At 36.4% G+C, this 24114-nt stretch carries 21 protein-coding genes; 16 read left to right on the top strand and 5 right to left on the bottom strand.

Annotated features, from left to right (window positions below):
- Window positions 1-172: 172 nt before the first annotated feature.
- The 11 genes from yaaA (at window position 173) to AC5KOD_RS12440 (ending at window position 12230) form a co-directional block, all read left to right on the top strand.
- Window positions 173-427 (top strand): S4 domain-containing protein YaaA, encoded by a 255-nt coding sequence (gene yaaA / locus AC5KOD_RS12490; RefSeq protein WP_496914904.1) that lies wholly within the window; start codon window positions 173-175, stop codon window positions 425-427.
- A complete protein-coding gene (recF, locus tag AC5KOD_RS12485) occupies window positions 414-1535 on the top strand; it encodes a DNA replication/repair protein RecF (protein WP_496914903.1) in 1122 nt (373 codons plus the stop codon). Before yaaA ends, recF begins: the two co-directional genes overlap by 14 nt.
- A 2-nt stretch (window positions 1536-1537) precedes the next feature.
- The gene (gyrB, locus tag AC5KOD_RS12480; protein ID WP_496914902.1) at window positions 1538-3490 is read left to right on the top strand and encodes a DNA topoisomerase (ATP-hydrolyzing) subunit B; all 1953 of its coding nucleotides are present in this window, start codon (window positions 1538-1540) and stop codon (window positions 3488-3490) included.
- Between the two features lie 152 nt (window positions 3491-3642).
- On the top strand, window positions 3643-6126 hold the full coding sequence (gene gyrA, locus AC5KOD_RS12475) for a DNA gyrase subunit A (RefSeq protein ID WP_496914901.1): 2484 nt from the start codon (window positions 3643-3645) through the stop codon (window positions 6124-6126).
- A gap of 264 nt (window positions 6127-6390) precedes the next feature.
- Entirely contained in the window at window positions 6391-6690 is a 300-nt protein-coding gene (rpsF, locus tag AC5KOD_RS12470) for a 30S ribosomal protein S6 (protein WP_496914900.1), read from the top strand.
- A 43-nt stretch (window positions 6691-6733) separates the two neighbouring features.
- Window positions 6734-7264, top strand: a complete 531-nt coding sequence (ssb, locus tag AC5KOD_RS12465) for a single-stranded DNA-binding protein (protein WP_496914899.1) — start codon at window positions 6734-6736, stop codon at window positions 7262-7264.
- A 21-nt stretch (window positions 7265-7285) separates the two neighbouring features.
- The gene (gene rpsR, locus AC5KOD_RS12460) at window positions 7286-7528 is read left to right on the top strand and encodes a 30S ribosomal protein S18 (RefSeq protein WP_496914898.1); all 243 of its coding nucleotides are present in this window, start codon (window positions 7286-7288) and stop codon (window positions 7526-7528) included.
- Between the two features lie 380 nt (window positions 7529-7908).
- On the top strand, window positions 7909-8361 hold the full coding sequence (gene rplI / locus AC5KOD_RS12455; protein WP_496914897.1) for a 50S ribosomal protein L9: 453 nt from the start codon (window positions 7909-7911) through the stop codon (window positions 8359-8361).
- 83 nt (window positions 8362-8444) lie between these two features.
- On the top strand, window positions 8445-9809 hold the full coding sequence (gene dnaB, locus AC5KOD_RS12450) for a replicative DNA helicase (protein WP_496914896.1): 1365 nt from the start codon (window positions 8445-8447) through the stop codon (window positions 9807-9809).
- 159 nt (window positions 9810-9968) lie between these two features.
- Complete coding sequence (locus AC5KOD_RS12445; protein ID WP_496914895.1) at window positions 9969-11261, top strand: adenylosuccinate synthase; 1293 nt, start codon at window positions 9969-9971, stop codon at window positions 11259-11261.
- 96 nt (window positions 11262-11357) lie between these two features.
- On the top strand, window positions 11358-12230 hold the full coding sequence (locus tag AC5KOD_RS12440; RefSeq protein ID WP_496914894.1) for a DegV family protein: 873 nt from the start codon (window positions 11358-11360) through the stop codon (window positions 12228-12230).
- A 54-nt stretch (window positions 12231-12284) separates the two neighbouring features.
- Here the strand turns inward: AC5KOD_RS12440 and AC5KOD_RS12435 are convergent, their stop codons facing one another.
- Window positions 12285-13913 carry an ABC-F family ATP-binding cassette domain-containing protein gene (locus AC5KOD_RS12435; RefSeq protein ID WP_496914893.1) on the bottom strand — a complete coding sequence of 543 codons (1629 nt, stop codon included), beginning with the start codon at window positions 13911-13913 and terminating at the stop codon, window positions 12285-12287.
- Window positions 13914-14310: 397 nt separating this feature from the next.
- Here AC5KOD_RS12435 and yidA point away from each other — a divergent pair, with 397 nt between their 5' ends.
- Complete coding sequence (yidA, locus tag AC5KOD_RS12430; protein WP_496914892.1) at window positions 14311-15123, top strand: sugar-phosphatase; 813 nt, start codon at window positions 14311-14313, stop codon at window positions 15121-15123.
- Window positions 15124-15134: 11 nt separating this feature from the next.
- Window positions 15135-15695, top strand: coding sequence for a hypothetical protein (locus AC5KOD_RS12425; protein ID WP_496914891.1), 561 nt, complete (start codon window positions 15135-15137; stop codon window positions 15693-15695).
- 122 nt (window positions 15696-15817) lie between these two features.
- Here AC5KOD_RS12425 and AC5KOD_RS12420 read toward each other — a convergent pair whose 3' ends face one another.
- The 3 genes from AC5KOD_RS12420 to AC5KOD_RS12410 all read right to left on the bottom strand — a co-directional run bounded on the left by AC5KOD_RS12420 (window position 15818) and on the right by AC5KOD_RS12410 (window position 19464).
- Window positions 15818-16804 carry a polyprenyl synthetase family protein gene (locus AC5KOD_RS12420; RefSeq protein ID WP_496914890.1) on the bottom strand — a complete coding sequence of 329 codons (987 nt, stop codon included), beginning with the start codon at window positions 16802-16804 and terminating at the stop codon, window positions 15818-15820.
- A gap of 63 nt (window positions 16805-16867) precedes the next feature.
- The gene (locus tag AC5KOD_RS12415; protein ID WP_496914889.1) at window positions 16868-17401 is read right to left on the bottom strand and encodes a Gx transporter family protein; all 534 of its coding nucleotides are present in this window, start codon (window positions 17399-17401) and stop codon (window positions 16868-16870) included.
- 137 nt (window positions 17402-17538) lie between these two features.
- The gene (locus AC5KOD_RS12410) at window positions 17539-19464 is read right to left on the bottom strand and encodes an FAD-dependent oxidoreductase (protein WP_496914888.1); all 1926 of its coding nucleotides are present in this window, start codon (window positions 19462-19464) and stop codon (window positions 17539-17541) included.
- A gap of 307 nt (window positions 19465-19771) precedes the next feature.
- Here AC5KOD_RS12410 and pplA point away from each other — a divergent pair, with 307 nt between their 5' ends.
- From pplA to menA, 3 genes are all read left to right on the top strand, one after another.
- Window positions 19772-20695 carry an extracellular electron transfer flavoprotein PplA gene (pplA, locus tag AC5KOD_RS12405; RefSeq protein ID WP_496914887.1) on the top strand — a complete coding sequence of 308 codons (924 nt, stop codon included), beginning with the start codon at window positions 19772-19774 and terminating at the stop codon, window positions 20693-20695.
- 213 nt (window positions 20696-20908) lie between these two features.
- On the top strand, window positions 20909-21982 hold the full coding sequence (locus AC5KOD_RS12400; RefSeq protein ID WP_496914886.1) for an FAD:protein FMN transferase: 1074 nt from the start codon (window positions 20909-20911) through the stop codon (window positions 21980-21982).
- A 14-nt stretch (window positions 21983-21996) separates the two neighbouring features.
- A complete protein-coding gene (gene menA / locus AC5KOD_RS12395) occupies window positions 21997-22941 on the top strand; it encodes a 1,4-dihydroxy-2-naphthoate polyprenyltransferase (protein WP_496914885.1) in 945 nt (314 codons plus the stop codon).
- A gap of 42 nt (window positions 22942-22983) precedes the next feature.
- On the opposite strand, the gene AC5KOD_RS12390 is transcribed toward menA, so the two are convergent.
- Window positions 22984-23961 (bottom strand): biotin--[acetyl-CoA-carboxylase] ligase, encoded by a 978-nt coding sequence (locus AC5KOD_RS12390; protein ID WP_496914884.1) that lies wholly within the window; start codon window positions 23959-23961, stop codon window positions 22984-22986.
- Between the last annotated feature and the right edge of the window lie 153 nt (window positions 23962-24114).

The raw sequence follows: 24114 nt of genomic DNA, 5'->3' as shown, positions 1-24114 counted from the left end.
AAATTTTTAAAACTTAAAAAATAGGTGATTTAAGCTTATATGACGTTTTTAGGATAAAACTATCTATTTAATATAAAAAACGCTAAAAACAGAAAATACATAGGAAAATTTGTTTTTTAAGGTAAAAAAGAGTATAATATAGATAGATATTGTGTCATAAGAAGGTGAAAAGTTGAAAGAAACATTTAAATTGAATGCTGAGTTTATTAGATTGGGGCAATTCCTTAAAGAGATTGCTGTAATAGATAGCGGTGGAATGGCAAAATGGTATTTAAGCGAGCATGTGGTATTTGTTGATGGTGAAGTTGAAAATCGCCGAGGTCGAAAATTATATTCAGGCATGATGATTGAGATACCTGATACAGGTACTTTTTTTATGGAAAAAATGACCGAAACTATTGGAGAAGCTCCTCATGAAACTGAATAAACTCTTGTTAAAGAATTATCGTAATTATGAAGATTTGGCATTAGAATTTCCTAAATCCCTGAATGTTTTTCTAGGAGAAAATGCTCAAGGGAAAACTAATTTGTTGGAAAGTATCTATGTATTAGCTATGACTCGCAGTCATCGAACTAATAATGAAAAAGAATTTATTCATTGGGGAGCTGATGTTGCGCGGATTGTTGGCAATATAGAAAAAAGAAACCAGCACTTACAGTTAGAAATGGCTATTTCAACTAAGGGAAAAAAAACGAAGCTTAATCATATCGAACAAAAAAGATTAAGTGATTATATCGGTGAATTAAACGTCGTCTTATTCGCTCCAGAGGATTTATATTTAATCAAAGGGGCTCCTCAAGTGAGACGGCGATTTATTGATATGGAGTTAGGCCAGATCGATTCTGTTTATTTGTATCATTTAACGACTTACCAAAAGGTATTAAAACAACGAAATAAATATTTAAAGCAAATGAATGAACAAAAAAATGCCGATGAAACCTATCTGGATGTGCTTTCTGAGCAATTAGCTGAATCAGGTAGCCATGTGCTGCTATTGCGATATCAGTTTATCCAAAAACTTGAAGGCTGGTCTCAAGAGATCCATAGAGGAATTACTGATGGTCGTGAATTGTTAAAAATTGATTATCAAGCTAGTTTGTCTGTGACAGCTGACCAAAATCGAGAGGTTATTCGCGATATCTTTTTTGCAGAATTAAAAAAGAATCAAAAACGTGATATTTTTAAGCAAAATACTGCAATAGGTCCTCATCGAGATGATCTAGTGTTTTATATTGATGATAAAAATGTTCAAACTTATGGCTCACAAGGTCAACAAAGAACGACAGCATTAAGTTTAAAGTTGGCTGAAATTGAATTGATTCATGATGAAATTGGGGAATACCCCCTGTTACTCTTGGATGACGTTATGAGTGAATTAGATGATGAACGTCAGATACATTTATTAAAGACTATCGAAGGGAAAGTTCAAACCTTCGTTACAACGACAACACTGAAGCATTTAAGTGATCGTCTAATGAGTCAGCCAGATATTTTTATGGTGGAGAATGGCAGGGTAGAGAGGAAGAGTGAATAAACGTGGCAGAAGAAAAAATTAATGAACTGGATGATAAAGCTAAAGAGTATGATGCCAGTCAAATTCAAGTATTAGAGGGCTTAGAGGCCGTTAGAAAACGTCCAGGAATGTATATCGGATCAACAAGTGGACAAGGCTTACATCATTTAGTTTGGGAAATTGTTGATAATTCCATTGATGAGGCGTTAGCTGGTTATTGTACGGAAATTAATGTCATTATTGAAGCTGATGGAAGCATTACAGTCATCGACAATGGTCGGGGAATTCCTGTTGGGATTCAGGAAAAAACAGGTCGCCCAGCTGTTGAAACAGTTTTAACAGTCTTGCATGCCGGTGGTAAATTTGGCGGCGGTGGTTATAAAGTGTCTGGTGGTTTGCATGGTGTTGGATCATCTGTTGTAAATGCTTTGTCAACTAAATTGGAAGTTAAAGTTTACACGGATGGAAAAATCCATTATCAAGAGTTTCATCAAGGGAAAATTGTTGATGATTTAAAAGTTATTGGAGAGACTGATCGTCATGGAACCACGATTCATTTTGTTCCTGATCCTGAAATTTTTACAGAGACGGTAGAATTTGATTATGAAAAACTAGCGACACGTGTCCGTGAATTAGCCTTTTTAAATCGTGGTTTGAAGTTAACTATTGAAGATAAACGCGCAGAGAAACCACAAATACGTGATTATCATTATGATGGCGGAATTAAAAGCTATGTTGAGCATTTAAATGCGACTAAAACGGTCTTGTTTGATGATCCTATCTATACAGAAGGAGAGCAACAAGAAATTACAGTGGAAGTTGCCATTCAGTATACAGATGGGTATCATACTAATTTATTGAGTTTTGCTAACAACATTCATACTTATGAGGGTGGAACTCATGAATTTGGTTTTAGAACGGCTCTAACTCGTGTTATTAATGATTATGGTCGTAAACAAAAAATTATTAAAGAAAATGAAGAAAATTTAAGCGGTGAGGATGTTCGTGAAGGAATCACGGCAGTTATTTCAATCAAACACCCAGATCCACAGTTTGAAGGTCAGACAAAAACCAAACTTGGAAATTCAGAAGTACGAACGGTTACGGATCGACTATTTTCAGAAGCGTTCAGTAAATTCCTGATGGAGAATCCAACAGTTGCTAAAAAAGTAGTTGAAAAAGGTGTTTTAGCAGCTAAGGCGCGTTTAGCAGCTAAGCGTGCGCGAGAAGTTACTCGTCGTAAGGGGGCACTTGAAATCAGTAACTTACCTGGTAAGTTAGCAGATTGTTCAAGTCGTGATCCTGAAAAAACAGAGTTATTTATCGTCGAAGGAGACTCAGCTGGTGGTTCTGCTAAGCAAGGTCGTAGTCGTGAACATCAAGCTATTTTGCCAATTCGAGGAAAAATCTTGAATGTTGAGAAAGCTTCAATGGACAAAATCTTGGCGAATGAAGAAATTCGGTCGTTATTTACCGCGATGGGGACAGGTTTTGGAGATGAGTTTGATGTGTCAAAGGCTCGTTATCATAAATTAGTTATTATGACCGATGCCGATGTTGATGGTGCACATATTAGAACCTTGTTATTAACCTTATTTTACCGGTTCATGCGTCCAGTCGTGGAGGCTGGCTATGTTTATATTGCTCAACCGCCTCTTTACGGAATTAAGCAAGGGAAGAATATTACGTATATTCAACCGGGTAAAAATGCAGAAGAAGAGTTGGCTAAAACAATTGCTAGTTTACCTGCAACGCCGAAACCAAGTGTTCAACGATACAAAGGGCTTGGGGAGATGGATGATCATCAGCTATGGGAAACAACAATGGACCCTGACAACCGTTTAATGCTACGTGTGACGGTTGACGATGCGATTAGAGCCGATCAAATTTTTGAAATGTTGATGGGTGATAAGGTTGAACCACGTCGTAATTTCATTGAAGAAAATGCGCGCTATGTGAAGAATTTAGATATTTAATTGAAATCAATGATATAAAAAGAGGATTGTTTGATGAGATAGTAAACAATCAGTTGTGTGTTTGTCACTCGTCTCTGGAAATGTTTTATTAATGGTTCACGTTACAATCAACTGAGACGAGTGGAAAGAGTTGTAAAAAAGGAGAAGCTTTCATGACAGATGAAGTAAAAGTAAATGTAAAAGATGTCAATCTAACAAGTGAAATGGAAGATTCATTTATTGATTACGCTATGAGTGTTATCGTGTCTCGGGCCCTTCCAGATGTTAGAGATGGATTGAAACCTGTTCATCGCCGAATCTTGTATGGCATGAATGATTTAGGCGTAACACCAGATAAACCTCATAAAAAATCCGCTAGAATAGTTGGGGATGTTATGGGTAAGTATCACCCCCATGGAGATAGTGCGATTTATGAATCAATGGTGCGGATGGCACAGCCATTTAGCTTCCGTCAAATGTTAGTTGATGGCCATGGTAACTTTGGTTCTGTAGATGGAGATGGCGCGGCGGCCATGCGTTATACTGAGGCAAGAATGAGTAAAATCGCCTTAGAGATGCTGCGTGATATCAATAAAGATACGGTTGATTTTGGTAACAACTACGATGAGACTGAGCGAGAGCCATTAGTCCTGCCAGCTCGTTTTCCAAACTTATTAGTTAACGGAACGACTGGGATTGCGGTAGGGATGGCGACCAATATTCCACCTCATAATTTAGGTGAAGTAATTGATGCAACCAAATTAGTGATGGATAATCCTGATGTGACGACTGCTGAGTTAATGGAAGTATTACCAGGACCCGATTTTCCAACGGGTGGATTAGTTATGGGGAAATCAGGTATTCGTCGTGCGTATGAAACGGGTAAAGGATCAATTACCGTTCGCTCTAAAGTAGAAATTGAAGAAATGAAAAACGGTAAAGAACGTATTATTGTAACAGAAATTCCTTATATGGTTAATAAAGCTAAATTAATTGAGAGAATTGCTGATTTGAGTCGTGAAAAACGAGTTGAAGGTATGACTGATTTACGTGATGAATCGTCACGTGAAGGAATGAGAATTGTGATTGAAGTCCGTCGAGATGTCAGTGCCTCAGTTATTTTGAATAATTTATATAAAATGACTGCGTTACAAAATTCATTTGGTTTTAATATGTTGGCAATAGTTAATGGCGAACCGAAAATTTTAGGGTTGAAAGCTATTTTATCTCATTACATTAAGCACCAAGAAGAGGTAATTCGTCGCCGAACAGAATTTGATAAGAAAAAAGCCGAGGCAAGAGCTCATATACTAGAGGGCTTACGTATTGCGTTAGACCATATTGATGAAATTATTAAAGTGATTCGTGCTTCTCAGTCAGATGATGTGGCAAAAGCTGCGTTAATTGAGCAATTTAGTTTATCTGATCGTCAAGCCCAAGCTATTTTAGATATGCGGTTACGACGTTTAACAGGGTTGGAACGAGATAAGATTGAAAAGGAATATCAAGAATTATTAGAATTGATTGCTGATTTAACCGATATTTTAGCTAATCATCAACGCATAGTTGACATCATTCAAACCGAATTGCAAGAAGTGAAAGATCGGTATAATGATGCTCGTCGAACGGAATTATTAGTAGGCGAGGTTCTTAGTCTAGAAGATGAGGATTTGATTGAAGAGGAAGATATTGTTATTACATTAACGCATAATGGTTACATCAAACGTCTACCTAATTCTGAATTCAGAAGCCAAAAACGTGGTGGACGTGGTGTTCAAGGCATGGGAATGCACGATGATGATTTTGTGGAAAATCTAGTCTCATGTTCAACCCACGATAACTTATTATTCTTTACTAATAATGGTAAGGTATATCAAGCCAAGGGGTATGAAATTCCTGAATACGGCCGTACAGCAAAAGGGATTCCGATTATTAATTTACTAGGAATTGACTCTTCCGAAAAGATTGAAGCGATTATTAGTGTGAGCGGTCAAGCAGAAGAAGGACATTATCTGTTTTTCACAACTCGTAAAGGGATTGTGAAACGGACATCTGTAACAGCTTTTGCCAATATTCGTAGTAATGGACTGATTGCTATTGGCCTTCGTGAAGACGATGAACTAATTAATGTGACTGTTACGGATGGTACGAAGAATATTATCATAGGAACTCACTCAGGCTATTCTGTAACCTTCGATGAGAAAGATGTTCGTGATATGGGTAGAACGGCTACAGGCGTCCGTGGCGTCCGTCTGAGAGACGATGATTATGTTGTCGGCATGGATATTCTCGAAGAAGGAAAAGAAGTCCTAGTTATTACAGAAAATGGTTATGGGAAACGAACTAGCTGGGAAGAGTACCCAGTCAAAGGGCGTGGTGGTAAAGGAATCAAAACAGCCAATATTACGACTAAAAATGGTCCCCTAGCTGGTTTAACTACTGTGACTGGTGAAGAAGATATTTTATTAATTACGAATAAAGGGGTTATTATTCGTTTTGGTGTTGAATCAGTATCGCAAACTGGTCGAGCAACTCAAGGTGTTCGTTTGATTCGTTTAGAAGAAGATGCAAGTGTCTCTACCATGGCAAAAGTAGAACCAGAAGAAGTTGAAGAAGTGACAAACGCAGAGTCGACTGAGAATTCTACAGAAGAATAATGTTGCAGGAGTTATTTCAAGAACTCGCTAAAACAGATCGAAAAGATGAAAAATTCTTTTCGGTCTGTTTTTTTATAAAATTAGTAATTAGATACATCTTGTTTAGACGGTCGCTGTGATTGATAGTAGTTATTCCTTATGAAGTTTTTCTTGATTTTATTCCCAAAAAATAGTATAGTATAAAGATGTGAGTAATCTATTTTAGATAACTCTCCTTGCTCTATATAGAGATAGAGCCAAAGTCCATAAGGAGGTGAACAATCAATGAGTCAAACAACGAATTATGAAGTTATGTATATCATTCGTCCGAACATTGATGAAGAAGCTAAAACAGTATTAGTTGATCGTTTTGATGCAATTCTTAAAGACAACGGTGCTGAAATTTTAGAATCTAAAGATTGGGAAAAACGTCGTTTAGCGTACGAAATCAAAGATTTCCGCGAAGGCATCTACCATATCATTAAAGTTTCTTCAACAAATGCTGATGGTATCAATGAATTTGATCGTTTAGCAAAAATCAATGACGATATTATCCGTCATATGATCATCAAAGAAGAGAACTAAAATGTTTCACGTGAAACATTGAGATGAGAAAGGGGATGAAGATTTGATTAACAATGTTGTGCTTGTCGGCCGATTGACAAAGGATCCAGATTTACGTTATACATCAAGTGGCTCAGCAGTTGCTACATTCACTTTAGCAGTAAATAGAAGTTTTACAAACCAAAGTGGTGATAGAGAAGCTGATTTCATTAATTGTGTGATCTGGAGAAAACCTGCAGAAACCTTAGCTAATTATACTCGTAAAGGTTCTCTAATTGGTGTTGTAGGAAGAATTCAAACTCGTAACTACGAAAACCAACAAGGTCAAAGAGTTTATGTAACAGAAGTTGTTTGTGACAATTTCCAAATGCTAGAATCTAAAAATGCCAATGAGCAGAGAAAACAAGAGCCAAGTTATGGTGGCAACCAGCAAAGCCAAGGTGGCGGTGGTTATCAACAACAAAGTAATCAATCATTTGACCAATCTTCATCATCCCAACAAAAAGATATGCCAGATTTTGGTCGTGATACAGCAGCCGATCCATTTGGTTCAGCTTCACAAATCGACATATCAGATGATGATTTACCATTCTAAAATTGAACAGGAGGGAAAATGATGGCTCAACAAAGAAGAGGCGGAAAAAGAAGACGTAAGGTTTGTTATTTCTGTGCTAATCATGTAGACCACGTTGACTATAAAGATGTAGAATTGCTTAAAAGCAGATTTATTTCTGAAAGAGGTAAAATTTTACCACGTCGTGTAACTGGCACTTGTGCTAAGCATCAACGTACGTTGACAGTAGCAATCAAACGCGCGCGTATTATGGGATTACTTCCATTCGTAGGCGAAGAAAATTAATTATAAAGACAATGCTAGTTTTAGCATTGTCTTTTTATATAGGGTGATTGAATAGTAATAGGTGAATGTACATACTTAATATAAGATATTATTGTTGGTGAACATAGAAGAAATGAAAAGTAACCTATTGCTATCGTTAAGGCAGAGATAATACATGAAGTTATAAAGTTTTTGTCCTAGAAAGTACTTAGTATGAAATTTTTATTTCCTAACGAATACAGTTATAATGTTTCACGTGAAACATTATAACTGTATTCGTTAGGAAATAGCTAGAACTAATTCTTATTTGAGCTCTGCCTGAATTGTGGTAGAATAGAAGAGTAATGTGGCAGAATACGTAACATGTAATGGCAATAAACATATAGAGGAGTGTTGTAACTATGAAAGTTATTTTTACTAAAGATGTTAAAGGACAAGGCAAAAAAGGAGAAGTTAAAGAAGTTGCGTCAGGCTATGCGCAAAACTTTTTGATCAAGAATGGTTATGCTAAAGAGGCAACCACAGGAAATGTTAGTGAATTGAATGCTCAAAAGAAAGCTAAGCAAAAGCAAGATGCTGAAATCAAAGCAGAAGCAGAAGAGTTGAAAAATAAACTTGAAAAGGAAGGGTTTGAAGTTTTATTAAAAGCAAAGGCTGGCGAAGATGGGCGGTTGTTTGGTTCTATTCCTTCAAAACAAATTGCAGATGCCTTAAAGAAGCAGCATGATATTAAACTGGATAAAAGAAAAATGGAGTTACCACAGCCGATTAGAACATTAGGCTACAGCAATGTTCCTGTTAAGCTACATCATGAAGTGACAGCTGTTTTAAGAGTACATGTTGTAACAGAGTAAAGCGAATAGATTTATTCGCTTTTTCCTTTTTTTATTATGTTAGTAAGAATTACGCTTAAGCGTGAAATAGGAGAGACAAGTGAATGAATGAAGTAATGCAAGATAGAATTCCACCACAAAATATTGAAGCGGAACAAGCTGTATTAGGGTCGATATTTTTAGATGCAGAGTCTATTATTGAGGCGATGGAATACATTGAGACGAAAGATTTTTATCGACGAAGTCATCAATTGATTTTTGAAACAATGTTGAATTTGAATAATCGTAGTGAAGCAATTGATATTATTACGGTTAAGGATCAATTAGAAACTCAGAATTTAATTGAAGATGTAGGTGGTTTATCTTATTTATCAGAATTGGCTTTAGCAGTTCCAACTGCAGCTAATATTGTCCACTATGCTAAAATTGTTGAGCAAAAATCATTGCTTCGTAATTTAATTCAAACAGCGACTGATATTGTTAGCCAAGGATTTGAACAAGGCGAAGAAGTAGAATCCATTTTAGATGAAGCTGAGCGTCGGATCTTAGAAGTATCAGAAAAGCGAAATAGAAGTGGCTTTTTATCGATTTCTGAAGTGCTAAATACAACATTTGCTGAAATTGATCGCTTGTCTCAACAAGAAGAGGAAATTACAGGAATCCCAACCGGCTACCACGCGTTAGACAAAATGACCGCGGGGCTACAACCAGAAGAATTGATTATTTTAGCGGCCCGGCCAGCAGTAGGGAAAACAGCATTTGCGTTAAATATTGCTCAAAATATAGGAACTAAGACGGATCGTTCTGTGGCTATATTTAGTTTGGAAATGGGGGCAAGCTCTCTCGTTAATCGGATGCTGTGTGCTGAGGGTACAATTGAGGCAGCGCATTTAAGGACAGGTCAATTAAATGAAGAAGAGTGGCAAAACTTAATTATGGCGATGGGAAGTTTGTCTAAAGCTAATATCTATATAGACGATACTCCGGGAATAAAAATATCTGAAATTCGAGCAAAATGTCGGAAACTGGCACAGGAGAGAGGCGATCTCGGATTAATTCTAATTGATTATTTGCAGTTAATAGAAGGTACTGGTCGAGAAAATCGTCAGCAAGAAGTATCAGAAATTTCTCGTCAATTAAAGAAATTAGCAAAAGAACTAAAAGTTCCTGTTATTGCCTTGTCTCAGCTATCTCGTGGTGTTGAGCAACGACAAGATAAGCGCCCTGTATTGTCAGATATTCGTGAGTCTGGTTCGATTGAACAAGATGCAGATATTGTAGCGTTTCTTTATCGTGATGATTATTATCGTGATGAAGAAGGGGAAGATTCTGGTGAGGAAAAAGAAGATAATAATATAATTGAAGTTATTATTGAAAAAAACCGGAGTGGTGCACGAGGAACAGTTGAGTTACTTTTTATTAAAGAATATAATAAGTTTTCATCACTTTCAACACGAACAGATTTTTAATGTTCGTGTTTTATTTATTTTTCATCGAAAAAAAAGTGGATATACGTCTTTTCTTTGTCGGGATTCGTTTTTTGTTAAAAAAGTTCGTCTATTGCTTGATTTAATGGAGTTACCTTGTTAGAATAAACAAGGACAAAAAAATATGAATGAGGTGTTCAGATGTCATCAGTAGTAGTTGTTGGTACACAGTGGGGCGATGAAGGGAAAGGCAAGATTACAGACTTTTTAAGTGAGAATGCAGAAGTTATTGCTCGTTATCAAGGCGGTGATAATGCGGGACACACGATAAAATTTGATGGTGTTACTTATAAGCTGCAATTAATTCCATCAGGTATTTTTTATAAAGATAAAATTAGTGTAATTGGGAATGGTGTGGTAGTTAATCCAAAATCTATTGTAAGAGAATTGGGATATTTAGCTGATAAAGGTGTTGATACAAATAATTTACGTATTTCCGACCGCGCACACGTTATTTTACCTTACCACATTCTACTAGATACATTGCAAGAAGAATCAAAAGGTGATAGCAAAATTGGGACAACTAATAAAGGCATTGGACCAGCTTATATGGATAAAGCGGCTCGAATTGGGATTCGCATGGCTGATTTATTGGACAAGGAATTGTTTGAAGAGCGTCTGCGAATTAATTTAGAGGAAAAAAACAGAGTGTTTACCAAAATGTATGATGCTGAACCTTTAAATTTTGATGATATTTTTGAGGAATATTATGAGTATGGTCAACAAATAAAACATTATATTACGGATACATCTGTTATTTTAAATGATGCTTTGGATAATGGTAAACGCGTGCTTTTTGAAGGTGCACAGGGGGTAATGCTAGATATTGATCAAGGGACATATCCTTATGTTACCTCATCTAATCCAGTTGCCGGTGGTGTGACAATCGGAAGTGGTGTGGGACCATCTAAAATTGATAAAGTCGTTGGTGTGTGTAAAGCTTATACGTCTCGTGTGGGGGATGGACCTTTTCCTACGGAGCTGTTTGATGAAACTGGAGACAGAATTAGAGAAATCGGCCGTGAATTTGGAACTGTGACAGGACGACCTCGCCGTGTGGGATGGTTTGATACAGTGGTCATGCGTCACTCTAAACGAGTATCAGGGATTACTAATTTATCATTGAATTCTATTGATGTATTAAGTGGCTTGCCAACAGTTAAAATATGCACGGCTTATGAATTGGATGGTAAAGAAATCTATCATTATCCTGCGAGTTTGAAAGAACTTGCTCGTTGTAAGCCAATTTTTGAAGAGCTTCCTGGATGGGAAGAGGATATAACAGAATGTAAAACTTTAGCAGATTTGCCTGAAAATGCTAGAAATTACGTTCATCGAGTATCTGAATTAGTTGGCGTGAGAGTTTCAACTTTTTCAGTTGGACCAGATCGCAATCAAACGAATGTATTAGAGAGTGTCTGGGCACAGATTTAAGTGAGGTAAGTAAAAAAGGGATCTGAGGTCCCTTTTTTATTTTGGAAGAATGTAGCTAATTAATCTATGCTATAATAAAACGAAAAGGGGGATATAATGGAGAGACAATTTGATTTAATGACAGATTCTTGCTGTGATTTACCATATGATTATCTTGTAGAAAATGATGTTAAATTTGTTAGTATGATTATTAATTTAGATGATAAAGAGTACATTGATGATTTAGGAAAAACTTTCAATTACGACTGGTTTATGAACGAGTTGGAAAATGGTAAGATGCCATCAACGTCACAAATAAATATGGGTGTTTACACTGAAATTTTTTCACAATATATAGGTAGTGACGTTCCATTATTGTATTTGTGTTTTTCATCTGCTTTAAGTGGCTCGTACAGTAATGCTGTTATGGCATTAGAGTCTTTAAATGAAGAGCATGGTGAGTTACCGATTACGATTATTGATACAAAAGCGGCTTGTTTAGGAGAAGGGGTATTGGTGCATGAAGTCATTGAAATGAGAAATGCTGGCCATGATATAAGAGCTGCAAAAGAGTGGTTAGCGAATAATTTATTGAACTTACATTCTTGGGTGACGGTTAATGATTTGAAACATCTGGAGAGAGGTGGCCGTATTTCAAAAACTGCTGCGACAGTTGGTAGTATGATTAAAATTAAGCCAATCATCATCGTAGATAATCAAGGACGGTTAATCAATGTGGGGAAGGTTAGAGGTCGTCGCCATTCATTAAAAAAATTAGTGGATGAAACCTGTAGAGGAGCTGTGACTAGCGATCAACAAACTATTTATGTTGCCTATGCGGGTGATTTAGAGGCAGGACAGTGGGTTAAGAATGCTCTTGCTGAGCAATTGACAGATAAAACGATACAGTTGTTAAGAATGGGACCAACAATTGCGAGTCATACGGGGTATGGTGCGATTGCTATTTTTTCATTTGGACAAGAACGATAAGAAAAACGAGTCACACCAAGTTTAATTAGGTGACTCGTTTTTTGATTGGTTAAATTAGTTACTAAAAATTTGTTTAACACGTGCTTGCACATCTTTATTTTCTAAGAATTCGTCATAAGTTGTTTCTGCACGATCGACAACGCCTTTATCAGAAATCGCAATAATTCGGTTAGCCAATGTTTGGATAAATTGATGGTCATGGGATGCAAATAAAATAGAGCCTTTAAATGCGATTAGACCATCGTTAAGTGCAGTGATAGACTCTAGGTCCAAATGGTTAGTAGGATCGTCTAGAACTAACACATTGGCTTTTGAGAGCATTAATTTAGATAACATACAACGTACTTTTTCTCCACCTGATAAAACATTAACAGGTTTCATAACATCTTCACCAGAGAAAAGCATTCTTCCTAAGAAGCTTCGTAAAAAAGTGTTGTCATCTTCATCTTTGCCAGCATATTGGCGTAACCAGTCAACAATAGCTTGTTCATTGCCTTCAAATTCTTCAGAGTTATCTTTTGGTAGGTAAGCTTGAGACGTAGTGACACCCCATTTTATTGTACCTGAATCTGGTTCCATTTCTCCCATTAAAATTTTGAAAAGAACAGTTGGAACTAAATCATTTGTTGCCACAAAGGCTACTTTATCGTCCTTTGTTAAGGTAAATGAGATATTATCTAAGATTTTTTTACCATCAATTGTTTTTGAAATGTTTTCAACAGTTAATAGGTCATTCCCAATTTCACGTTCAGGGCTAAAGCCAACGAAAGGATAGCGACGTGATGATGGTTGAATGTCATCAAGAGTGATTTTTTCCAACATTTTCTTACGTGATGTTGCTTGTTTTGATTTAGATGCGTTAGCGCTAAATCGTGCAATAAAGTCTTGTAATTCTTTTACTTTTTCTTCTTTTTTAGAGTTTTGATCAGCTTGTAACTTAGCAGCTAATTGGCTAGACTCTAACCAAAAATCATAGTTACCAACGTAAAGTTGAATTTTTCCAAAGTCTAAGTCGGCCATATGAGTACATACTTTGTTTAAGAAGTGACGGTCATGTGAAACGACAATAACAGTATTTTCAAAATTAATTAAAAATTCTTCTAACCAAGCGATGGACTGTGTATCAAGACCATTCGTTGGCTCATCTAATAGTAAGACATCTGGTTTGCCAAAAAGGGCTTGTGCAAGTAAGACTTTTACTTTTTGTCCAGCCGTTAATTCAGACATGGTAACATTGTGTAGATCATCAGGGATGTTTAAACCTTGTAGTAAGGTAGCTGCTTCAGGTTCTGCTTCCCAACCATTTAATTCAGCAAATTCGCCTTCTAAATCAGCGGCTTTGATACCATCTTCGTCTGTAAAGTCTTCTTTCATGTAAATGGCATCTTTTTCTTGCATGACTTCATATAGTCGTTTATGACCCATCATAACGGTTGCTAAAACTGTTTGATCTTCATAGTCAAAATGGTTCTGTTTTAAGGTCGCCATGCGCTCGTCTGGACCTAAAGTAATGGAACCAGTTGAGGCATCGATGGAGCCTTCTAAAACCTTTAAAAAGGTTGATTTCCCTGCGCCATTAGCCCCAATAAGGCCATAACAGTTGCCAGGTGTAAATTTGATATTAACATCTTCAAATAGCTTGCGATCGGGTAATTGTAAACTAACATTTGATACAGTAATCATATATTTCCTCAATTCTGATAATTTTATCTCTATTTTCTAGATAGACCTCCTTGCATTATATCGAGGAATGACGCTAATTACAACCTTTAACGTCGGTTGTTTTACTGAAATAAGTGATTTAAAGTATTATATGAAAAAAATAGGCAAAAGTTAAAAAGATTAGTCAGAATAGACCTGGTGTATTAAATGGCTTGTAATATCCAGAATTTGTTTTGATTGTCTGTAATCGTTTTTTTGTTTACAAATGTAACCAGTCTATCTGTGAGCGAGAAAATAGAGTGAATAAATTCTATGTATCTTTTGTTCCATTTAAAAATGAAAGGTGGCAGTAATTATTAGTTTGAGGTAAACTAGAAAAATAACAAGATAAGAAATTAATCAAAGGAGTTTTATGAATATGTCAATCAAATTAGTAGCTATCGATATTGATGGAACATTACTGAATTCAAATAAGGAAATCACAACAAAGACAAAGGAGGTAATTGCAGAAGCAAAAGTTCGAGGAATAAAAATTGTCTTAGCGACGGGTAGACCTTATCCAGGTGTTTTATCATCGTTGAAGGAGTTGAATTTGGAAGAAGCTGGTGACTATGTTATTACCTATAATGGGTCACTGGTACAAGCTAGTGATACTCAAGCGACGATTGTTTCTTATGGATTGACGTATGATAATTTTATCGAAATCGAAGCGATGGCTCGTCAAGTGGGTTCCCATTTACATACAATCGATACTCAAAATATTTATACGGCTAATCATCATATTAGCCCCTATACCATTCATGAAGTTGGTTTGACGGGCATGCCACTTTATTACCGTTCGGTGGATCAAATGACAGCTGATATGAAGATTGTCAAAATGATGATGATTGATGAACCAGCCATATTAGATGAAGCCATTAAAAAAGTTCCTGATTGGTTCAAAGAAAAGTATACAACAGCTAAAAGTGCAGACTTCTACTACGAAGTGCTGAATAAAAAAGCGAATAAAGGTCAAGCGTTACATGAGTTAGCGCAACATTTAGGGATAAAACAAACAGAAACAATGGCAATTGGTGATAATGAAAATGATTTGACAATGGTAGAGTATGCTGGAATTGGTGTGGCAATGGCTAATGCGGTACCTGTTTTAAAAGCAGTGGCTGATGTAGAGACATTAACGAATGACCAGGATGGAGTTGCACAGGTTATTATAAGACATGCATTTAATTAGGGGGATTAGTAGTGACAAAAACAATTAAAGAATCAGCAGAATTGTTGGGAATATCAACTCAGGCTATTTATAAGCGCATCAAAAATATGGATGACAACCAGTTGGCAACTTTCTTAACAACTGATGATAACGGTGTTCGTATGCTGACGTCAGAAGGGTTGCAATTTATTGGCGGTGATCGTAAAGAAGAAGCGCTTGTCAAAGAGGAGCATACTGATTCAACAGAAGCAGTAAAAAGTCAATCAGATCAAGAGTTGGTAACATGGTTACAAGCTGAAATTAGTAAGCTAAACGATGAATTGAAGATAGAACGTGAAAATTCTCGAGAATTAACGCGCAAATTGATAAAAATAACGGAAAATCAGCAAGCTTTATTAGGGCATAATATGGGAATGAAGCAAGTTGAGAATCAACCTGTTGTTCAGCCGATTGAAGAAAGTAAAAGTGAACTAGCAGAGTTAGAAGAGGAAAAAACAGAGACTACTGAAAAGACACCTCCTCAACCAACAGAGAAAATTCTGGAAAACGAAGCTGAATCAAAAGGATTTTTTTCTCGACTTTTTAAGAAATAGCTCGTCCATTTTTTTACTTATCTTCTTTAAAAATCGTATGTAATATCACCTATACCAATTATGAATTATTACGGATTAACTAAAAAATGATCTGAAGTCTATCACAGGCTTCAGATCATTTTTTATTGTGTTCGTGTCAATAATTGTGTTGTCAGAGAATAGACAGTTTCCTTGATTAACTGATTAGATGTAGAAAGGCGATTGATGTCTTTGAGAGCCTTTGTTGTATATTTCTTAGCTAATGACTGTGCAGCTTGAACGCCCTCATACTTTTGGACAAGCTCAAACACTTTTTCAGCATCTTCATTTGTCATTTGGTCTTTCTTATTGAGGTATGGTAAAAGTGCTTCAGGATTAGCTTTTAGCGCATATAAAAGTGGTAGGCTGTAAACGCCTTGTTTGACATCTTCAAGAACTGGTTTACCAATAATTGAGGCTTCTTGAGAATAGTCTAAGATATCATCAATGATCTGAAAAGTAATCCCAATAGAGGCACCAATTTGTTTACATTTAGTGGCAAATAAATCGGAGCATCCACTCTCATAAGCTCCGACAAAACAACTTAAGGCAAATAATTCGGCAGTTTTTCCAGAAATATTAGTTAAGTAGCTTTCAATGGTCATAGAGGTATCGTATCTGTTGTCCATTTGACCAAGCTCACCTGATAGGATTTTTTCCATGCTTTTCGCATTCAATTGAATACTTTTAAGTGAGGAGGCGTAGTCTGCCAATAATTTAAAACAGCTAACAAATAAGTAATCACCTGCATAGACAGCTACATCTTTCCCAAATTGACTTTGGATAGTTAACTTGTTTCGTCTCGTATCGGCTTCATCAACAATATCATCATGAATTAATGTGGCTGTGTGAAGTGTCTCCATGGCAGCAGCTAGCGCAATAGCTTTATCTTTATCATAGTCATTTCCAAATTGCGAAAATAAGAGCAGATAGGCTGGTCTTAGCATTTTGCCACCTGAATGAATCATAGTTAGAATGGCTTTTTCAACGTCTTTATTGGATAATTTGATAGATTTTTCCATCAAAGTTAAGGTTGTTTTGAGATCGTTTGACAAATCAGGGTAATCGTTCCATAATTTGTGTATTTTCATGGGTATACTCCTTATAAAAAATAATAGCTAATCGAAAAATATCATTTTTTTATGATGATGTTGTTAGTGAGATGCCTCATATTCCTTTTGGAAGGTATTGAGTGTCTTAACATGTTGAAGCAAGTAGTTAGCGGCTATTCCAACAGCAATTCCAGCCAAAATACCAATGATTGAGAGTATAGGGAGATAAAGCATGACAGTCCATGATCGTGCGATAAAGCTTGCCATTGCTAGCTGGCCTACATTATGCAAAAAGCCTCCAACAGAACTGATTCCAATAACACTGACACGGTTAGGTCCTAATTGTTTGGTTAGGAGCATTCCAATGTAACTTAGGAGTGCGCCAGCGGCACTGTACAGTAGTGTTGAAATAGTTCCTCCTAGTAGTGTAGTCAAAATTAGGCGTAGACAAACAAGAAAAAAGCTTTCTCGTTTAGGCATTGTAAAAATAGCAATAATAGTAATTAAATTAGCTAATCCTAATTTGGCTCCAGGGGCAATAGCGAAAGGAAATGGGATCATATTTTCTAATAAGCCAATAATGACACCTTGAGCAACTAGGAGTGAAATATAGATGAGTCGTTTATTTTTAGTCATGTCTTTCCTCCAGATTGATTAGCTAAGTATATCATAAATTAGGGAAATGTCCTGTTATTTAATCGACTAACAAATGGTTTTTTATCAAAATAAAGTTCTAAGGGATATTCCCTTAGAACTTTATTAGTAAGGGTCGCTTATTCGCTTCGCCCGTATATCGATTTTGTGTCGCCATACCACCATTTACCTAGTGTCCGTTGTAACCATGGCACTACCCATTTGTCTAAACCAACAGCACGTCCTGAACCATTCATTAGAGCAAAGGCAACGGGAATAAACCAAATGTTAACCCAATAGAACATACCAGATAAGCAGAAGGCAGCTACTAAAGCAATTGTAGAGGCACTTGCTAACCACGTGAATAGTCCAGCAATTAATGCCAAGGCAATTAGAATTTCAAAAATTGTCATAAATTTTTGGAAGAATAGAGCAACTTCTTTGTTAGGCATCATGAATTCCATGACAGATGAAAACCACTTAGGCATATGATCAAACACCATCATTGGTTCTTCTCCATAAGCATAACTTAAACCAAAATGTGCCACTGTTTCTGTTCCAGCTTCAACGGCACCAGAGGCACCTGTTGTTGCTTCTGCAGCACCGGAAGCACCGCTAGTCGCTGCTTCTTGTAACCAAGGGAAAGGAAAGACAACATTGTCAGTAAACCAAGATCCTTCACCAAACCAAGTAGATGGTTTGAGATAGTCACCAGTTCCCACCACTTTTTTCATTGATTCAACTAACCACATTAATCCATAGAAGACACGTAAAGGAACAGACCATAGGACGTTACCATAGCGAGATGAATGCCCACGGGCAACATTACGCTCATCTTTAATATGGAAGAATTCGTGCATAACATATTGGAAAGCATAGTATCCAGTACGAATGTCTAAGAAATATTTTAAGTTGATCATGTGTTTCATTAAGATAGCCATAAAGCCACTTAAATGAATTTTTTCAAAGAGACATGCGACGCCATATTTAGAGCCAATTGAAACCATGAATCCTTGGTAGTTTCCTTTATATGCATGTTTCTCAGTTTTGTTAACTTCTGCAACGATATTCATCGCGGCGCAATGTCCAGTACCTTCGGCAGCTTGGACAATTTGTGGCGTTGGTGTATTTTCAAATTCTTCATAATACACTAAATCTCCAACAACATAAACCCCTTTATCTTCATACCCTTTTGCTTGTAAGAACTCATTAGCTATTAAGCGATTAGCACGAGCTGATTCCATTTCGAAAGCTTTTGCATCACTATTGGCCTGAACTCCAGCGGTCCAAATTAATGTATGAGTAGGGATTTTTTCGCCATTTTTTAGCGTAATCGCATTGTCAGCCACTTCAACTATTGGTGAGTTTTTAAGAATTTTAATACCTTTTTTCACCATAAAGCGTTCAGCTTTACCAGCATCATTACGGTCTAACATGTTTAAAATAGTAGGTGCTGCTTCAACGACTAGTAATGAAATTTCGTCGGCCGTTAATTTATTGTCTTTGGCTAAACGGTCTTTCCAATCTAATAATTCGCCGACCATCTCGATTCCAGTAAAACCAGAGCCACAAACAACAAAAGTAAGCATAGCTTTGCGTAATTCAGCATCAGGTTCTAGGGCCGCTTTTTTCACAGTACGTTGGATGTGCTCACGTAGTTTGATAGAGTCTTCCATAGACCATAGTGTGAAACCATGCTCTTTAACGCCTGGTGTACCAAAATCATTAGGTTCGCCACCCATGCCAAGCATGATGTAATCAAATGGGTATTCACCGTGTTCAGTTATAACCACTTTGTTTTCTTTATCGATATTTGTAACGTTATCGGTAACTAGAGTGACATTTTTCCTTTTACAAAACAAACGTTGCAGGTCATATTGAATCGCAGTGGGTTCAACACGGCCACCAGCAACTTCATGTAGTTCGGTCATCATTGTTTGGTAGGAATGACGATCAATTAATGTAATTTCAACATCTGGATTTTTTTTCAGTTTTTTGGATAATGTTTTTGTTCCAAATACACCTGAATACCCAGCCCCTACGACGACAATTTTAGTCTTTGCCATAGTTCTAACCTCTCTCCTTTAAATAAATAAACTTTCTTTGTACAAAAATAATTGCTTTGAAAATAATTACACAATCTATTTAATTATATATCCAAATGAGTCAGATGTCTAATCAATTCTCTGGATTACACAAAATTATTAAAATTTGCAGAGAAAGGTATATTAATAGAACGATAATTGTGTGAAAAAAAGAGAAAAAACTAAATAAATGTTGCAATGTTAGTTGGGATGCGATAAACTGATTATGTAAAATATTTCACAATTAAAAGTTTACAAAGTGAAAAAATAAGGAAAAGGTGGAAGAAACATGAAATCTACAAAATTTGTTACGGGGTTTGCGGTATTAGCACTATCAACATTGGCACTTGCAGCTTGTTCTCCAGATAAAAAAGCAGATGATACAAAGGCATCGTCAGCAAAGACAGAAGAGACAACTAAGTCTACTGAAAAAACAGAAGAATCATCTGAAGCAACTGTTATTGCAGGTGGGGCTTTGCAAGATGGTACGTTTACGTTAGAAGAGAAAAATGATAACAATGGTTACCATGCTGTTTTCTCAATTGTTGTTAAAGATGGAAAAATTACTGAATCTAAGTACGATAATGTGAATGCAGAAGGCAAATCTAAAGTAGATGATGCTGATTATGAAAAAAATATGAAGGATAAAGCCGGCGTTGGACCAGCTGAATTCATTCCAAAATTAAACGAATCTTTAGTTGCCGCACAATCAGCTAGTGGTGTTGATGTCGTAACAGGTGCAACTCATTCAACTGCGTCATTTAAAAACTACGCTCAACAATTAATTCAAGCATCTCAAGCTGGTAAGACAGATAAGATTGAAATTGATAATGGTGCTGATTTGAAAGATGGAGAGTACACATTAGAAGAGAAGAACGACTCTAATGGTTACCACACAGTCTTCACTATTGTTGTCAAAGACAAGAAAATTGCTGAATCTAAGTATGATAACGTTAATGCAGAAGGCAAATCTAAAGTAGATGATGAAGATTACAATAAGATGATGAAAGACAAAGCGGGTGTTAGTCCTTCTGAATTTATTCCTGAACTTAACAAGGCGTTATTAGCGGCTGAAACTCCTGCTGATGTTGAAGTTGTAACAGGTGCGACTCATTCTACTCATGCGTTCCAAATGTATGCTGAACAATTAGTGAATGCAGCTGAAAAAGGCGACACTACTAAAATTGAAGTAGACAACATTGTAACGAAATAATTTTAACATTTGTTATGATTAAGCAACAAGCTCTGGCACTTAGAGCTTGTTGTTTTTCTATTTAAACTGATAAATCGTTCTAAATAATTAAAAGCGGTCACGACTTTTGAATTATCTGGTGAAAAGAGGTAAACTAGCAATGGCACTCATTCGTCAATTAAGAGACTAAGTGATAAAAAAGAAGATAAATCTTTTAGAATAGGGGAGGATTAAATGGGTAATAAACGCAAAATAGTTATGGGAATTAGTTTGTTGTTAGTTTTAGGGCTAGCAGCTTGTGGTAATAAAAAAGAAGAAGTGGTCATCAATAAGGAAGCATATAGTGATCAACAATTTTTAATGGGTACTTATGTTAAAATGCAGATCTATGATGATGGAAAAGAAGCTGTTTTAGATAAAGGTTTTGCGAGAGTTAAAGAACTAGCTGATAAAATTACAGTGAATGAGCCTGGTTCAGAAGTGGATAAAATTAATGAACAGGCAGGAATTAAACCGGTTAAGGTATCAGACGATGTGTATCCACTAATAAAAAAAGCGTATCAATATAGCGAAGAATCAGATGATGGGTTTGATTTGTCTATAGGACCGATTACTCAATTATGGCATATTGGCTTTGATGATGCTCGTAAGCCAGAACAAAGTGAGATTGATGATGCGTTAAAACTTGTAAAGCATGAGCAAGTGATCCTAGATGATAAGGAACAGACAGTATTTTTAGAGAAAAAAGGAATGGAACTTGATTTAGGTGCGATTGCTAAAGGTTACATCACGGATGAAGTGGTTAAAGTGTTTAAAGCAAACGGTGTGACCACTGCTATCGTTGATTTAGGTGGAAATGTCTATGTTTTAGGTAATAGTCCACGGAAAGCAGGAGGGGACTGGAAGGTTGGGATACAAGATCCTAATCAGGCGCGCAATACAATTGTTGGTTCTGTCCCAGCGTCCAATAAGTCTCTGGTTACGTCAGGTATTTATGAGCGTAATTTAACTGTTAATGGTGAGACGTTCCATCATTTGTTTAACCCTAAAACAGGGTATCCTTTTGATAATGAAATTGCGGGAGTAACAATCATATCAAAAGAATCAATTGATGGTGACGGCCTCTCAACGGCGATTTTTTCAATGGGTGTTAAGGAAGGGATGGACCACATTAATGGGTTGAAAAATGTGGATGCAATTTTCGTGACATTAGATGACAAAATTTATCTAAGTAGTGGTGTTAAAGAAACCTTTGAGTTAAATGAAGAGTCCGGGTATGAAATTGGCGATATCAATCAATTAAAATAGAAGAAGGTGACAAAATGTCGATTAGTGTTTTTTTGAAATTAGTTGAAATTCAAACAAAGCTGGCTAGCCTCTTTCCTTTTTTGATTGGCGTCCTTTTTTCAATGGTCTATTTTCATTCATTTCAATGGGAGACAACACTGATATTTTTTATTGGAATGTTGGTATTTGATATGACAACAACGGCCATAAATAATTTTATGGATTTTAAAAAAGCGAAGAATGATGACTATAAGTATCAAACTAATATTGTGGGGCAAGCAGGGCTGAAAGAAGCGCAAGTGAGTCGCTTGATTATACTGATGCTGATATTTTCAGCGTTAGTTGGGGCTTATTTGACTTATAAAACAGGCTGGCTCATGCTAATTATGGGAGGCGCTTGTTGTTTCATTGGGGTTTTTTATACGTACGGGCCAGTTCCATTATCCAGAATGCCGTTAGGGGAAGTATTTAGTGGGGTTGTTATGGGCTTGGGGATTTTCATGATGACTATTTATGTCAATACATATGAAATGCAGTTTTTCTATCTTGCAATTGATAATTGGCAGTTTATTGTTCACGGTGATATTAAGCCGCTTTTAGCAATCGTGTGGGCGTCATTGCCCATGATATTTACAATCGCCAATATTATGTTAGCCAACAACCTTTGCGATTTAGAGGAAGATATTGCTAATCATCGTTATACCTTGCCTTTTTATATTGGCAAACAAAATGGGGTTAAACTATTTAATCTACTCATGTATAGTTGTTATGTGACAATTGGCTTGGGCATCGTATTTGGTGTGTATCATTGTAGTATGTTAATTGTCTTAGTAACGCTACCATTGGTTATAAAGAATTTGAAAAAATTCAATGAAGAACAAGTGAAAAGCAAAACCTTTGTGATATCTTTGAAGAATTTAATCGTCTTTAATAGTGCTCAAATTGTTGGATTATTGCTGGGATTATTATTCACAAAGTAAATAAAAACCTGCCAAACTTTTTTCAAGTTTTGGCAGGCTTTTTTAATAAGATGTGAGACTGATTTCTCCTGAAGAGAGAGTTAATTGTTCGCCATTATCTAGTGTGACGATTAATTCGCCTTGTTTGTTGATCGTTGTTGCAATTCCTTTATAAGGGTGTCGATTATAAGTAAAGGTAACCTCTCTGCCGAGAACTAGCGATCGTTCACGGTATTCATGGATAACGGGCTGTTCAGTTTGATGATTAAGTAAGTAATAGAATTCATTTATAAACGTAGCGATAAATTGATTACGAGAGATTGTTCCATGTCCGTCTGGGAAAATGGATGTTGCTTTCTGGCGCAGTTCTTCAGGAAACTCATTATTGGCAATCGTAAAATTGATTCCTACGCCAATAATAACAGATCCGATTGTCTGAGTCTCTACATCTGTGATGGCTTCTGAAAGAATGCCGCAAACCTTTTTTTGGTCAATGAAAATATCGTTCACCCATTTTATAGAGACGTTTCGTTGTTGGAAAGCCTCTATGGTACGTGCTACAGCAACAGCAGTAATTAGCGTATATTGTGCTACTTCTGACAGTTGCTTATCGGCATGAAGAAGTAAGCTAAAGTAGAGACCTTTACCACTATCAGCTGCAAAATATTCTCGGCCAAAACGCCCTCGTGTTTTGGTTTGTTTGTTAACTATTAAAAGAGTATTATCTGGCGCATCATCAATGGCCATTTTTTTTAATGTTTGATTGGTAGATTCTAGTTCATCAATAACATGAATAGTCATTTTAGGAGTTGAGGAGGTCAAATGAATCTTGATACCTTCTGAAGTTAAGACATCAGAGGCTAGATAGGTATAGCCCTGATTGGTGACACTTTCAATTTGATGACCAGCTTTTTTTAATTCATTAATGGCTTTCCAGATAGCTGTTCGAGAAAGAGAAAGCTTTTGAGCGATAGCCTCTCCAGAGATTGGTCGTCCTTGATTTTCTAATAAGATAGTCAGTACGTCACTTTTAGTCGACATAGGCGCCTCCTTTTCTTTTATTGTAAACGAGACTAAGAGATTGTCAACCATTGATTTTGGTAAATATCGGTCGCAGATAGGATAGCAATATAGACTAAAGACTGATTCCAACTGGTGGAAAGAAGAGGTATACTTATTTTATTGAAATAGCGA

Source organism: Vagococcus sp. WN80Y, from assembly GCF_059621045.1.
Note: the sequence above shows the minus strand (reverse complement) of the source record. Positions and strands in the feature narration are given on the sequence as shown.

What these genes read in the sequence shown, in the direction of transcription:
- recF (WP_496914903.1), top strand. Translation starts at nt 414, where the DNA reads ATGAAACTGAATAAACTCTTGTTAAAGAATTATCGTAATTATGAAGAT.
- gyrA (WP_496914901.1), top strand. Translation starts at nt 3,643, where the DNA reads ATGACAGATGAAGTAAAAGTAAATGTAAAAGATGTCAATCTAACAAGT.
- rpsF (WP_496914900.1), top strand. Translation starts at nt 6,391, where the DNA reads ATGAGTCAAACAACGAATTATGAAGTTATGTATATCATTCGTCCGAAC.
- rpsR (WP_496914898.1), top strand. Translation starts at nt 7,286, where the DNA reads ATGGCTCAACAAAGAAGAGGCGGAAAAAGAAGACGTAAGGTTTGTTAT.
- rplI (WP_496914897.1), top strand. Translation starts at nt 7,909, where the DNA reads ATGAAAGTTATTTTTACTAAAGATGTTAAAGGACAAGGCAAAAAAGGA.
- dnaB (WP_496914896.1), top strand. Translation starts at nt 8,445, where the DNA reads ATGAATGAAGTAATGCAAGATAGAATTCCACCACAAAATATTGAAGCG.
- AC5KOD_RS12445 (WP_496914895.1), top strand. Translation starts at nt 9,969, where the DNA reads ATGTCATCAGTAGTAGTTGTTGGTACACAGTGGGGCGATGAAGGGAAA.
- AC5KOD_RS12440 (WP_496914894.1), top strand. Translation starts at nt 11,358, where the DNA reads ATGGAGAGACAATTTGATTTAATGACAGATTCTTGCTGTGATTTACCA.
- AC5KOD_RS12435 (WP_496914893.1), bottom strand. Translation starts at nt 13,913, where the DNA reads ATGATTACTGTATCAAATGTTAGTTTACAATTACCCGATCGCAAGCTA.
- yidA (WP_496914892.1), top strand. Translation starts at nt 14,311, where the DNA reads ATGTCAATCAAATTAGTAGCTATCGATATTGATGGAACATTACTGAAT.
- AC5KOD_RS12420 (WP_496914890.1), bottom strand. Translation starts at nt 16,804, where the DNA reads ATGAAAATACACAAATTATGGAACGATTACCCTGATTTGTCAAACGAT.
- AC5KOD_RS12415 (WP_496914889.1), bottom strand. Translation starts at nt 17,401, where the DNA reads ATGACTAAAAATAAACGACTCATCTATATTTCACTCCTAGTTGCTCAA.
- AC5KOD_RS12410 (WP_496914888.1), bottom strand. Translation starts at nt 19,464, where the DNA reads ATGGCAAAGACTAAAATTGTCGTCGTAGGGGCTGGGTATTCAGGTGTA.
- pplA (WP_496914887.1), top strand. Translation starts at nt 19,772, where the DNA reads ATGAAATCTACAAAATTTGTTACGGGGTTTGCGGTATTAGCACTATCA.
- AC5KOD_RS12400 (WP_496914886.1), top strand. Translation starts at nt 20,909, where the DNA reads ATGGGTAATAAACGCAAAATAGTTATGGGAATTAGTTTGTTGTTAGTT.
- menA (WP_496914885.1), top strand. Translation starts at nt 21,997, where the DNA reads ATGTCGATTAGTGTTTTTTTGAAATTAGTTGAAATTCAAACAAAGCTG.
- AC5KOD_RS12390 (WP_496914884.1), bottom strand. Translation starts at nt 23,961, where the DNA reads ATGTCGACTAAAAGTGACGTACTGACTATCTTATTAGAAAATCAAGGA.